Origin of the sequence: Flavobacterium sp. 1355 (genome assembly GCF_017833415.1) — a bacterium.
GTDB lineage: Bacteria > Bacteroidota > Bacteroidia > Flavobacteriales > Flavobacteriaceae > Flavobacterium.
In genome coordinates, this window is sequence record NZ_JAFICC010000001.1 from 133426 (window position 1) to 147017 (window position 13592).

Here is a 13592-nt window from a genome sequence, read left to right on the forward strand (position 1 = left end):
TATAAAAAATGAAAAAAGTAGTATTAGCTTATAGCGGAGGATTAGATACCTCGTATTGTTTGAAATATTTAAAAAATGAAAAAGGATACGAAGTTCACACTGTACTTGTAGATACAGGAGGATTCGACGCAGAAGAATTATCAGCCATAGAAAAAAGAGCTTACGAACTGGGAAGTGCTCAGCACGCAAACCTGACTATCGTAGATAAATATTATGATAAAGCTATAAAATATTTGATTTTCGGAAACGTATTAAAAAACAATACATATCCATTATCAGTAAGTGCAGAGCGTGTTTTTCAGGCAATTGAAGCCATTAAATATGCTAAAAAAGTAGGAGCAAGTGCGATCGCACACGGAAGTACAGGTGCAGGAAATGACCAAATTCGTTTCGATCTGATTTTCCAAACCATTGCTCCTGAAATTGAAATTATTACGCCAATTAGAGATTTAAAACTTTCAAGACAGGAAGAAGTAGATTATTTAGCTCAAAATGGAGTACACTATTCTTGGGAAAAAGCACAATATTCTATCAATAAAGGACTTTGGGGTACAAGTGTTGGAGGAAAAGAAACGTTGACTTCAAGCCAGGCATTACCAAGTGATGCTTATCCTTCGCAATTACAAAAAGAAGGAGAAGAAAAAGTAAGATTGCATTTTGAAAAAGGCGAATTAGTCGGGTTAAACGGAATAATGGATAAACCTTCTAATAATATTGTTGCTCTTGAAAAACTGGCAAATGCGTTTGCAATTGGTAGAGATATTCACGTAGGTGACACCATTATCGGAATTAAAGGAAGAGTCGGTTTTGAAGCTGCTGCGCCTTTAATCATTATCAAAGCGCACCATTTGCTAGAGAAACATACGCTTGGAAAATGGCAGCAATACTGGAAAGAACAATTAGGCAACTGGTACGGAATGCTATTTCATGAAGGTCAGTTTCTGGATCCGGTAATGAGAAATATCGAAACGTTTTTGCAAGACACACAGAAAACAGTTAATGGCGTAGTAACTGTTTCTCTAAAGCCTTACCATTTCTCACTTGACGGAATTGAATCTGATAATGATCTGATGAACACTGGTTTTGGTCAATACGGAGAAATGAACAATGCCTGGACATCTGATGATGCAAAAGGATTTATCAAGATTCTTGGAAATGCACAAAATATATTTTCATCTGTAAATCATTTAGATTATGATTAATTGTGATGATTTATTCAAAAAATAAAACTTAATTTTTATGAAAGCAAAAGTATTTTTTTTAATTCCAATGTTTCTACTATTTCTTGGCTGTTCAAGTGATAATGATGTGCCAGAAAAAACTTTAAAACCTGTTACCTACGAAGTTTTGTTATTTGAATTTACAGCTGACACAGGTAATAATTCATCTCGATTACATTATGAAATAAAATATACTAACCCCAATGATGTTGCTGTAAAAGGAACATCCAGCGTAACTGCCAATTATAACGGATTGATATTAACTCCTATTAAAAGAGTTCCTCCATATATTGAAATTGGTGCAAATTCTACTTATACAGAAGTTTATAATGTTGAATCTCCACATGACACACAATCATTAAGTCCTGAGCAGATAAAGACATATTACATAAAGTTTGTATCTGCAAATTTTGTTTTTGCTATTGATTAAAAAAAACTAGGAGATTAGACAACTTTTTATAATTGTCTAATCTAAAAACAAAAAAGATATTGTTAAATAGAATTCGATTTAACAATATATCTAAAAAAATAAAAACCATGATTAATGTAGGAATAATTGGTGGTTCGGGCTACACAGCCGGCGAATTGATCAGAATATTAATGTATCATCCCAATGTAAACATTGATTTTGTTTACAGCACTACAAATTCGGGTAAACCGCTTTCTGTGGCGCATCATGATCTGATGGGTGATATTGAAATGAATTTTACGGATAAGATAAATCCAGACGTAAATGTGGTATTTTTATGTTTGGGACACGGAAAGTCAATTTCTTTTTTACAGGATAATCAATTTGCAAGCCATACAAAAATCATCGATTTAGGTAATGATTTCAGATTAAACAAAGACGCTCATTTTGAAGGCAAAGATTTTGTTTACGGTTTACCCGAATTGAATAAATCTGAAATCAAAAAAGCAAATTATATTGCAAATCCGGGTTGTTTCGCAACAGCTATCCAATTGGCTTTATTGCCATTAGCCAAAAATAACGGACTTAATAACGACGTTCATATTAATGCCACAACCGGAAGCACAGGAGCTGGAGTTGGACTTTCAGAAACTTCGCATTTCAGTTGGAGAAACAACAATATGTCACATTATAAAGCTTTTGAGCATCAGCATTTAGGAGAAATATCAGAAAGTTTGGTTCAGTTGCAAGATGATTTTGAAAGTGAATTGCTTTTTATTCCGAATAGGGGAGATTTTCCAAGAGGAATCTTCGCAACATTATATACGCTGTCTGACGATAGTTTGGAACAATTGGTTGCTAAATACGAAGATTTCTATAAAAATGAACCGTTTGTAACCGTGACCACGACAAATATCAACATGAAACAAGTAGTGCAAACGAATAAATGTATCATCAGTTTATTGAAAAAAGGAAACCGGGTTCTCATAACATCAATTATAGATAACTTAACCAAAGGTGCTTCAGGACAGGCAATTCAAAACATGAATTTAATGTTCGGATTAGAAGAAACTACCGGTTTACATTTGAAACCAAGCGGATTTTAGAAAAAGTTATGAGTTAAAAGTTAAGCGTTTTTTTAATGTCTTTATGCAAAACTTCTAACCCATAACAAATAACATATAACTTTTCAAGAAATGAATTTATTCAACGTTTACCCATTATACGACATAACGCCTGTAAAAGCACTAGACTGCACAATTACAGACGACAAAGGAGTAGAATACTTAGACTTATACAGCGGACACGGTGTGATTTCGATCGGACATACGCAGCCTGATTATGTAGAAAAATTAAAAAATCAATTAGATCATTTAGGATTTTATTCGAATGCGATTCAGAATCCTTTGCAGGTCGAATTGGCTCAGAAATTAGGAAAACTTTCTGGATTAGAGGATTACGAATTGTTTTTATGCAGTTCTGGCGCAGAAGCAAACGAAAATGCCTTAAAATTAGCATCATTCCATAACGGAAAATCGAGAGTTGTGGCTTTTGATAATTCTTTCCACGGAAGAACTTCTGCAGCTGTTGCCGTTACAGACAATAAAAAGATTGTAGCACCAATCAATGCACAGCAAGTCGTTACTTTTTTACCATTAAATCAAATCGAATTAGTGGAAGCTGAATTAGAAAAAGGAGATGTAACGGCCGTAATTATTGAAGGAATTCAGGGAGTTGGAGGATTGGACCAGGGGACAACAGCATTTTTTCAGGCATTGGAAAACGCTTGTAAAAAACACGATGTAGTTTTGATTTTAGACGAAGTACAATCAGGATATGGAAGAAGCGGAAAATTCTTTGCGTTTCAACATCACGGAATCAATGCTGATATTATTTCAGTAGCAAAAGGAATGGGGAACGGATTTCCGGTTGGAGCGATTTTAATTTCTCCAAAATTTGAAGCCAGTTTCGGATTATTAGGAACTACTTTCGGCGGAAGCCATTTATCTTGTGCGGCAGGAATTGCTGTTCTCGATGTAATGGAAAAACTGGATTTACAAAAGAATGTAAACGAAGTTTATGAATATTTCTTAGAAAAAATCAAAGAAGTCGAAGGAATTAAACAAGTAAAAGGAAAAGGTTTAATGCTTGGCGTTGAATTTGATTTTGACGTTGCAGCCTTAAGAAAAAAACTAATTATCGAGAAACATATTTTTACAGGAAGCGCCAACAACAAAAATCTGTTGAGAATTTTGCCGCCGCTTACAGTGAAAAAATCAGATATAGACACTTTTATAGTAGCTTTAAAAGAAAGTTTGGAAGAACTTAAAAACTAATTGCACCTATCCTAACAGGTTTCCAAAACCTGTTAGGTATTCTATAAAGTTTCCATAAAAAAAGAAACAACCAAAAAACAACCAACCCACTATAAATTATGAACCCATTATCAATTGAAAAACGCAATCTCGTTTTGCGTTCCATGGCAAAACTCGTCGAGCAGGAGCGGAGTCAAATAATTCTCACCAATCAGGAAGATTTATTGGCTTATGACGGTTCAGATTTAGCGATGGAAGAACGCTTGAAAGTAGACGATAAAAAAGTAGACGAGATGATTTTATCATTGAATCAATTGGCATCTCAGGAAGATCCGGTTGGAGTAGAGCGTTTTCATTTTACTCATGATAATGGAATAAAAGTCATTAATAAAACGGCTGCTTTCGGAACGATTTTAATTATTTACGAATCGCGTCCGGACGTTACAATCGAAGCAGGTGGAATTGCTTTTAAATCAGGAAATAAGATTTTATTAAAAGGAGGAAAAGAATCCTTAAAATCAAACTTAAAGATTGTTGCTTTATGGCATCAGGCTCTGGAAGAAAATGAAGTTTCGAAAGATTGGGTAGAGTATTTGAATTTTAATCGTGCAGAAACGCAGGCCTTTTTAGAAAAACCAACTCAAAAAGTCGATTTAATTGTTCCAAGAGGAGGAGAAAAACTAATAGAGTTTGTCAAACAACACGCCACTTGTCCGGTAATTGTAAGCGGCCGCGGAAATAATTTTGTTTACGTTCATCAAAATGCAGATACCGATTTGGCTTTAAAAGTAATTTTGAATGCTAAAACGTCTAAAATATCAGCTTGTAATGCTTTAGATAAAGTTTTAATAGATTCGAGATTACCTAATTTTGAAGGTTTTACAGCAATGCTAATCGAAACTTTAATTGAAAATAAAGTCGAAGTAATCGTTGATAAATCATTAGAGAATTTCGAAAATACTGAAACGCTTCAAAATGAAGATATTTGGTATGAAGAATTTTTAGATTATAAAATTGTCATCGGAACAATTGATTCTGAAGAACATGCAATTGAAAAAATAAATAAATATTGCGGAGGACATTCAGCAGCCATTATAACAAAAGATGATAAATCCGCTAAAAAGTTCATGGAATCTGTTGATGCCGCAGCAGTGTATCACAACGCTTCAACGCGTTTTACAGACGGAGGACAATTTGGTTTAGGAGGAGAATTAGCCATAAGCACCGATAAATTGCATCAACGCGGACCAATTGGTTTACAACATTTGGTAACCAATAAATGGTACGTGTATGGAGAAGGGCAAATACGGTAGAATTTTAGATTTCTGATTTTAGATTTTAGATTGAGAATTAAGGATTTCTGATTTAAATTTTTAAAATTAGAATTTGGAATATTAAAGATAAAGCTTTGCGAACTTAGCGTTTGTAAACGTTCACAATATTAAAAAAACCTTGCGCCCTTTGCGGTAAAAAAAACACGTTTACAATATAAAAACTTAGGGCCTTAGCAACTCAGAACCTTAGCCACTTAAAAAAAATGAGCAAAAAACGGATTTTATTAAAAATAGGAAGTAATACTTTAACCAAAGAAACCAACCATATTTCGCGGGGAAAGATTGAAGATATTGGCATGCAGATCGCTGCTCTAAACAAAGATTACGAATTTGTAATTGTAAGTTCAGGAGCCATCGCAGCCGCCAAGCAATTCGTAAATCTGGAAAGTAAAGGCAAAGAGATTGCATTGAAACAAGCTTTGGCTTCAATTGGTCAACCTCATTTAATGCGGATTTTCCATGAGAATTTCAGCGATTTAGGATTATTGACCTCGCAATGTTTGCTTTCTTATTCTGATTTTGAAAAAGAACAGTCGAAAGTAAATATTGTCAATACAATAAATGTTTTGGTGGAGAACAATTACATTCCGATTATTAATGAAAATGATACCGTTGCCACAGATGAGATTCGGTTTGGGGATAACGATAAATTAGCAGCGTTAACGGCGGTGCTGCTAAATGTTGATATTTTGATAATTGCAACTAATACAAACGGAATTTATACTAAAGATTCTATTCACGATGAAAATCCGGAAACGATAAAATTGGTTAATGATTTAAAGGTTTTAGAGAAAGAAATAGGAGAATCAAAATCATCACATGGAACAGGTGGAATGCAGTCGAAAATCGAAGCAGCCGGAATCGCAAAAGCCGCCAACATCGAAACCTGGATTGTGAATGGATTAAATGATAATTTTATTTTAAAGGCTTTGCAGAATGAAATACCATTTACAAAAATTGTGTGATTATAACGCGGATGACACGGATTCGCTTCGCGAAGACGCGGATTAACACGGATTTTTATATTTAATTTTTATGTAGTACATTTCGTTCAAAATATAAAAATGGAATTATTGCATCAAGAGTTAACGGATGTCATTATTAAAACTTTTTATGAGGTATATAATGAATTAGGACACGGATTTTTAGAGCGAGTATATCAAAATTCAATGTTTTTAGAATTGAAAAGTAAAGGTTTAAAGGTTGAGCCTCAAAAGAAAATAGAAGTTTATTATAAAGGAATTGAAGTTGGACAATATTATGCCGACTTGATAGTAGAGGATTTAATTATTTTAGAACTAAAAGCTGCAGACTGTATAGTGGCAGCATTTGAAAATCAAATTTTGAATTATTTAAAAGGAACAAATTGCGAAGTAGGTTTGCTTTTAAATTTTGGAACAAAACCAGAATTTAGACGTAAAATATTTGAAAATGATAGAAAATTAAGAATAGAAAAATCCGTATAAATCAGCGTTTTCGCGATAGCGAATCAGTTTAATCAGCGTCTAATTTTAGGCAACAAATAAAAAACAAAAACAAATGAATTATATTTCAATACAAGATATCAACTCATTATCAAAATGGGTAAAAAGCGCATTAAAAATCAAAAAAAATCCGCTTAAAAATCAAGGTTTAGGAAAGAATAAAACCTTAGGAATGTTATTCTTCAACCCAAGTTTAAGAACGCGTTTAAGTACTCAAAAAGCCGCATTAAACTTAGGAATGAACGTTATGGTGATGAATTTTACCAACGAAGGCTGGACTTTGGAGTTCGAAGACGGAGCAGTAATGAATTCCGGAGCTTCAGAACACATAAAAGAAGCTGCAGAAGTCGTTTCACAATATTGTGATATTATTGCAATCCGTGCTTTTGCGGGTTTAGCAGACAAAGAAAAGGATTATGCAGAAACCGTTATTTCAGGATTCCTGAAACATGCAACTGTGCCAATTGTAAACATGGAAAGTGCGGTTCGTCATCCGTTACAATCTTTGGCTGATGCGATTACAATGGAAGAATACAAAACAAAGCACAAACCAAAAGTGGTGCTTTCGTGGGCACCGCACCCAAAAGCGTTGCCTCAGGCTGTTGCTAATTCATTTGTAGAAATGATGCAAATGCAAAAAGACATGGATTTTGTAATCACACATCCTGAAGGTTACGAGCTGAGCCCGGAAATTACAAAAGACTGCAAAATAGAATACGATCAAAACAAAGCGTTCGAAAATGCTGACTTCGTTTATGTAAAAAACTGGAGTAACTTCAATGATTACGGAAAAGTAACCAATAGCGACCCGAGTTGGACAGTTACTGCTGAAAAAATGGCTTTAACCAATAATGGAAAATTTATGCACTGCCTGCCTGTACGTCGTAACGTAATTGTAAGCGATGAAGTAATTGACAGCGAAAATTCAATCGTTATTCAGCAAGCAAATAACAGAACGTACTCAGCACAATTAGTTTTACAGAAGATTCTCAAAAAAATATAATTTTTTTTAGGTGCTAAGGTACTAAGTTTCTAAGATGCTAGAAACTACCGAATAAAAACCTTAGTCCCTTGGAACCTTAGCAACTTAGAACCTCATGAAAAAAGTTACCGTAATAAAAATTGGCGGAAATATAATCGATAATCCAGCAGAATTAGAACAATTCTTAACCGATTTTTCTAAAATCGAAGGATACAAAGTTTTAGTTCACGGTGGTGGAAAATCGGCTACTAAAATGGCGCAGAGTATTGGTTTGGTGCCTCAAATGATTGAAGGCCGCCGAATTACCGATGCTGCGATGCTTGATGTTGTAGTTATGATTTACGCCGGGCAAATTAATAAAGATATTGTAGCGCAATTGCAGGCAAAAGACAATAATTCAATGGGATTTTCAGGAGCGGACGGAAATTTGATTCAGTCCACAAAAAGAAATCATCCCACAATCGATTATGGTTTTGTTGGCGACGTAAAACAAGTCAATACTAAATTATTAGCGACGTTATTAGAAACTGATATTGTTCCCGTTTTCTGCGCTATTACACACGATAAAAATGGTCAGTTATTAAACACAAATGCTGATACTATTGCAAGCGAATTATCAATTGCATTGTCTGAAATTTTTGATGTTACATTGACATATTGTTTTGAAAAACAAGGCGTTTTGCAGGATTCAGAAGACGATTCATCTGTAATTACAGCAATAAACGAAGAATTATACAACAAACTAAAAGCAGAAAAAGTAATCCATTCCGGTATGATTCCGAAGTTGGATAATTGCTTTAATAGTTTGTCAAGAGGTGTACAGAAAATCAAAATCGGGCATCATAAAATGCTCCAAAACCCAGATGTTCCACACACAACCATTACGTTATAAAAGATGTAGCCACGAATTACATTAATTTTCACGAATTATATTTGAATAAAAAAATTAGTGTAAATTAGTGTAATTCGTGGCAAAAAAATACAACTGCGCTAGCCATTTTAAATATTAATTTAAGAAATTTGCGCAAATTAAAAATGTCACAGATTTAATTAAAAACTTCGTGACTTCGAGCCTTTGTGGCAAAGAAACCATAACTATGAAAAATATTGCAACGCTTACCCAGGAAGCAATTAGTTTATTAAAAAGCCTAATCGAAACCCCTTCATTTTCAAGTGAAGAAGATCAAACGGCGCTTTTAATCGAGAATTGGTTCAATCAAAACGAAATTCCTTTTCAAAGAGAAAACAATAATGTGTGGGCTTTCAATAAATATTTCGACGAAAATAAACCAACACTTTTACTGAATTCACACCATGATACGGTAAAACCTAATCAGGCATATACCAACGATCCGTTTAAAGCAATTGAAAAAGACGGAAAATTATTCGGATTAGGAAGCAATGATGCCGGAGGATGTTTGGTTTCATTATTAGCAACTTTTGTTCATTTTTATGAAAATCAAAACTTGTCACATAATTTAGTGATTGTGGCTTCCGCCGAAGAAGAAAGCAGTGGGAAAAATGGTTTAAACAGCGTTTTAAAACATTTACCAGAGTTAGATTGCGCTATTGTTGGTGAACCGACATTAATGCAATTGGCTGTAGCTGAAAAAGGTTTACTGGTTCTTGACGTAAAAGTAAAAGGAACTGCCAGTCATGCCGCGCATCAAAATGAGGATAATGCATTATACAAATCAATTCCTGTAATGGAATGGTTTAAAAACTATAAATTCGACAAAATATCAGACGTTTTAGGTCCTGTAAAAATGACCGTAACGCAGATCAGCGCAGGAAAACAGCACAATGTAGTGCCATCAGAATGCGATTTGGTAGTCGATATTCGGGTAACCGATCGTTATTCTAATACAGAAATTTTGGAGGTTGTAAAAGCAAACGTAAATGCCGAAGTAACGCCACGATCAATGCATTTAAATGCATCGTCTATTCCAATTGCACACGGTTTAGTTCAGGCCGGTATCGCTTTAGGAAGAACGACTTACGGGTCTCCAACGCTTTCCGATCAATCTGTTTTGAACTGTCAGTCTTTAAAATTAGGACCAGGAGAAACATTGCGTTCGCATTCTGCCGACGAATTTATTTTTATAAATGAAATTGAAGAAGGAGTCGATTTGTATATTAAAATACTAAACGATTTCTTTAAATTATAAATATCGAAGTCAAACCTAACAGGTTTTCAAAACCTGTTAGGTTTCTTCCGAAATATAAAATGCTACCTATGAAACTTTGGGAAAAAGGAACACCAACAGACAAGCAAATCGAACATTTCACCGTTGGAAACGACCGTGAATTAGATTTAGTTCTCGCAAAATACGATGCATTAGGATCAATTGCTCACGCCAAAATGCTGGGACAAATTGGTTTATTGACAGAAGAGGAAACCACTTCTTTGGTTGATGCCCTAAACGATATCATTGCAGATATTGTCGTTGGAGATTTCGAAATCGAAGACAGTTTCGAAGATGTTCATTCTAAAATAGAATATCTATTAACCGAAAAACTCGGTGATGCAGGAAAGAAAATCCACACCGCACGTTCTCGTAACGATCAGGTTTTGGTAGATGTTCACTTGTATTTAAAAGACGAATTAAAAGCGATAAAAGAACAAGTAAAAACACTTTTTGATTTGTTAATGGAATCGGCAGAAAAACATCAAAATGTATTGTTGCCAGGTTACACGCATTTACAAATCGCGATGCCATCGTCATTTGGAATGTGGTTTTCTGCTTACGCTGAAAGTTTAATTGACGACGTTACAATGTTAAACGCAGCTTCAAAAGTGGTGGATCAAAATCCGTTAGGTTCTGCAGCAGGTTACGGAAGTTCATTTCCAATCAACAGAACTTTTACGACTAAAGAATTAGGTTTTGAAACCTTAAAATATAATGCGGTTGCGGCCCAAATGAGCCGCGGGAAAGCAGAAAAAACAGTTGCTTTTGCCATGACCAGTGTTGCGGGAACGTTGTCTAAATTTGCAATGGACGTTTGTTTGTATATGAGCCAGAATTTTGATTTTATTGGTTTGCCTGCACACCTTACAACAGGTTCGAGCATTATGCCACACAAGAAAAACCCTGATGTTTTTGAATTAATCAGAGGAAAATGCAATAAGATTCAGGCACTTCCTTACGAAATCACTTTAATCACCAATAATCTGCCAAGCGGTTATCACAGAGATTTGCAGCTTTTAAAAGAAGGTTTGTTTCCGGCAATTCAAAACTTAAAAGCGTGTCTGGATATTGCGATTTTCTCTGTAAAAGACATTACAGTAAAAGACAATATTTTAAAAGATAAAAAATACGACTACCTTTTTACGGTTGATACCTTAAACGAAATGGTGGTGGCCGGAATACCGTTTAGAGATGCTTACAAAGCCGTTGCCGAACAATTGGAAGCAGGAACATACCAATCTCCAAAAGAAACAAAACATACACACGAAGGAAGTATTAATAATTTGTGCTTAGAAAATATTAGAGATAAAATGAAAGCAGCTTTTTAAGTTTTGTTTTTAAAAACTAAAAACCGATTTGTATAAATTACAAATCGGTTTTTTATTTTAAATAATTTTATCAAATTTAAGAAAGCTCAGCCTAATTTATATACATTTGAAAATAGTTAACCTAAATTTAGAAGATGACAGGATTTGAAAAACAGACTACTCAAAAACTTTTCGAGAAAAATTTTATTACAGAAGAACAATTCAGTCAGATAAAGAACTATCGCAATTTGGGTGTTTTTTCCCTTAACGCGGAGTTAAAAATGTTTTTGTATTTGTCAGTATTACTTTTCACATCCGGTATCGGAATTTTGATTTATGAAAATATTGATACTATTGGTCACGTTGCAATTTTGTCTTTATTGCTAATTGTTACTATCGCTTGCTTTTACTTCTGTTTTAAAAATTCAGTTGGATTCAGAAAATCAGAAACTACCTTTGAAAGCCCTGTTTTAGAATATCTTGTACTTCTTGCCAACATCCTAACCTGCATATTTATAGGGTATCTGCAATTTCAATACAAGCCTTTTGGTACCCATTATGGTTTAGCAACATTAATACCTACAATTGTTAGCTTTATTTGTGCTTATTATTTTGATAATAAAAGTGTCCTGACAATTGCAATTACTGGTTTGGCAGCTTATGTTGGATTGTCTGTAACACCTCAGGATGTATTTAATAATGATTTATATCTCAATCAAAGTCTAAGTTTCTCGGCAATAATGCTTGGGGTTTTGTTGATTTTATGGACATTTTATAGCGATAAAATAGCGCTTAAAACACATTTTAAATTAATCTATCTGACATTTTCGCTTCATATAATAAGCATAGCTTCCATCACAAATATGGTAAACGAATACGATGGATTCTGGCTACTTTTCTCAGCTATCCTTGCTGGATCCTGCTATTATTTTTATAAAGCTAGCTATGGGCTTAAGGCTATTTCATTATATGTTTTTATGATTCTTTATGCCTATATAGGGATTAATATTTTCCTTTTTAGAATTTTTGAGGATATTGACTTTCAGGATATTTGGATGTTATTTGTTCTTGCCATACCAGGATATTTCATTGGCTCGATTGTCTTGTTCATAAAATTAATTAAGAACTTTAATAAAGAAACTGCAGAATGATAGTATTTGATAGAAATAAATTGCAAAATTCTGTTTTGACAGAAGAAGCAGATTCCTTAAAAAATGCAGGCTTTATCGGTAAGGAACAACTTGACTTTATTAAAAAAGAACTTCCTGTACTTAATAGTCATAAAAATATCCTTGTTAGAATAGGATTCTTTTTACTGGGGTCATTTCTGTATTCTTCAATATGTAGTGCAATATCGCTTTTGGGACTTTCGGCAATAGACAGAACCTGGGAAATTTTTCCTTTTGTGTTCGGTATAATTGGTATTGCAGGGTCTGAATTTTTAGCAAAAAAGGATTATTATAATCACGGATTAGATGATGCATTTATTTTGGGAACAATATTAAATTTTGGTGCTGCTGTTACAATCACTACAGATTTTCACTATGTGCTTCCGGTTAGCATTGTTGTTGCAATTATATCACTAATAATGTTTTTGCGTTACATACACTTATTATCGGCATTACTCTTTTATTTAGCATTAACTATAACACTTGGATATGCAATATTTGAATATCTTGAAGCTGGCCAGGCGATTTTGCCATTCTTTATGATGTTTTATGGTGCAGGAACTTATTTTTTATGTAAAAAATTGAATAATGATCTAATAGAATCATATTATTCCAATGGAATTCGTTTGATACAAAGTGTTAGTTTAATATTGTTTTATTTGTCTGGAAATTATTTTATAGTAAGAGAATTTTCTGCAAGTTTATTAAATACGTATTATGAAATAAGTCCTGAAATTCCATTTGCATTCTTCTTTTGGGCGTTTACTTTTATTGTGCCGGTCTGCTATTTTCTGTATTCATTAAAAAGCAAAAACAGAATTATGCTCTGGATTAGTTTTCTGGCAATAGGTTTTTCATTTTACAGTTTTAGATATTATCACTCAGTTTTGCCAATTGAAGCAGCATTAACACTGGGAGGACTAATCTTGTTTGGGATTTCATTCTTTTTTATAAGAAAACTTAAAGCAAAAGAAAGCGGACTAACATTTAAACCAGATAAAATATCTAATTCAAATACATTTTTAAATGCCGAGGCTTTAATAATTGCTTCAACATTTGGAATGAAACCTGAAGTAAAAGTGCCTGACTCGCCAATGGAATTTGGTGATGGAGGTTTTAGTGGAGGTGGATCTGGTGGAACATTTTAAATAGAAACATTTATTGCAATAGATAAAACAAAACC

13 protein-coding genes are annotated in these 13592 nt (G+C 33.9%); all 13 read left to right on the forward strand.

What is annotated here, in order from left to right:
- The first annotated feature begins 8 nt into the window (after positions 1 to 8).
- The 13 genes from JOD96_RS00600 (at position 9) to JOD96_RS00660 (ending at position 13557) form a co-directional block, all read left to right on the forward strand.
- Positions 9 to 1202, forward strand: coding sequence for an argininosuccinate synthase (locus JOD96_RS00600; RefSeq protein WP_209562324.1), 1194 nt, complete (start codon positions 9 to 11; stop codon positions 1200 to 1202).
- Positions 1203 to 1239: 37 nt separating this feature from the next.
- Positions 1240 to 1650, forward strand: a complete 411-nt coding sequence (locus tag JOD96_RS00605; RefSeq protein ID WP_209562325.1) for a hypothetical protein — start codon at positions 1240 to 1242, stop codon at positions 1648 to 1650.
- Between the two features lie 107 nt (positions 1651 to 1757).
- On the forward strand, positions 1758 to 2735 hold the full coding sequence (gene argC / locus JOD96_RS00610; RefSeq protein WP_209562326.1) for an N-acetyl-gamma-glutamyl-phosphate reductase: 978 nt from the start codon (positions 1758 to 1760) through the stop codon (positions 2733 to 2735).
- A gap of 90 nt (positions 2736 to 2825) precedes the next feature.
- The gene (locus tag JOD96_RS00615; protein WP_209562327.1) at positions 2826 to 3965 is read left to right on the forward strand and encodes an aspartate aminotransferase family protein; all 1140 of its coding nucleotides are present in this window, start codon (positions 2826 to 2828) and stop codon (positions 3963 to 3965) included.
- Positions 3966 to 4063: 98 nt separating this feature from the next.
- Complete coding sequence (locus tag JOD96_RS00620) at positions 4064 to 5257, forward strand: glutamate-5-semialdehyde dehydrogenase (RefSeq protein ID WP_209562328.1); 1194 nt, start codon at positions 4064 to 4066, stop codon at positions 5255 to 5257.
- A gap of 224 nt (positions 5258 to 5481) precedes the next feature.
- The gene (gene proB / locus JOD96_RS00625) at positions 5482 to 6243 is read left to right on the forward strand and encodes a glutamate 5-kinase (protein ID WP_209562329.1); all 762 of its coding nucleotides are present in this window, start codon (positions 5482 to 5484) and stop codon (positions 6241 to 6243) included.
- A gap of 99 nt (positions 6244 to 6342) precedes the next feature.
- The gene (locus JOD96_RS00630; protein ID WP_209562330.1) at positions 6343 to 6744 is read left to right on the forward strand and encodes a GxxExxY protein; all 402 of its coding nucleotides are present in this window, start codon (positions 6343 to 6345) and stop codon (positions 6742 to 6744) included.
- A 73-nt stretch (positions 6745 to 6817) separates the two neighbouring features.
- Positions 6818 to 7765: an N-acetylornithine carbamoyltransferase gene (locus tag JOD96_RS00635; protein WP_209562331.1), complete on the forward strand. Its 948-nt coding sequence runs from the start codon at positions 6818 to 6820 to the stop codon at positions 7763 to 7765.
- A gap of 94 nt (positions 7766 to 7859) precedes the next feature.
- Entirely contained in the window at positions 7860 to 8636 is a 777-nt protein-coding gene (argB, locus tag JOD96_RS00640) for an acetylglutamate kinase (RefSeq protein ID WP_209562332.1), read from the forward strand.
- A gap of 205 nt (positions 8637 to 8841) precedes the next feature.
- Entirely contained in the window at positions 8842 to 9912 is a 1071-nt protein-coding gene (locus JOD96_RS00645) for a M20 family metallo-hydrolase (RefSeq protein ID WP_209562333.1), read from the forward strand.
- A gap of 68 nt (positions 9913 to 9980) precedes the next feature.
- On the forward strand, positions 9981 to 11261 hold the full coding sequence (gene argH, locus JOD96_RS00650) for an argininosuccinate lyase (protein ID WP_209562334.1): 1281 nt from the start codon (positions 9981 to 9983) through the stop codon (positions 11259 to 11261).
- A 134-nt stretch (positions 11262 to 11395) separates the two neighbouring features.
- A complete protein-coding gene (locus JOD96_RS00655) occupies positions 11396 to 12391 on the forward strand; it encodes a DUF2157 domain-containing protein (protein WP_209562335.1) in 996 nt (331 codons plus the stop codon).
- Positions 12388 to 13557, forward strand: a complete 1170-nt coding sequence (locus tag JOD96_RS00660) for a hypothetical protein (RefSeq protein ID WP_209562336.1) — start codon at positions 12388 to 12390, stop codon at positions 13555 to 13557. Before JOD96_RS00655 ends, JOD96_RS00660 begins: the two co-directional genes overlap by 4 nt.
- The last annotated feature ends 35 nt before the right edge of the window (positions 13558 to 13592 follow it).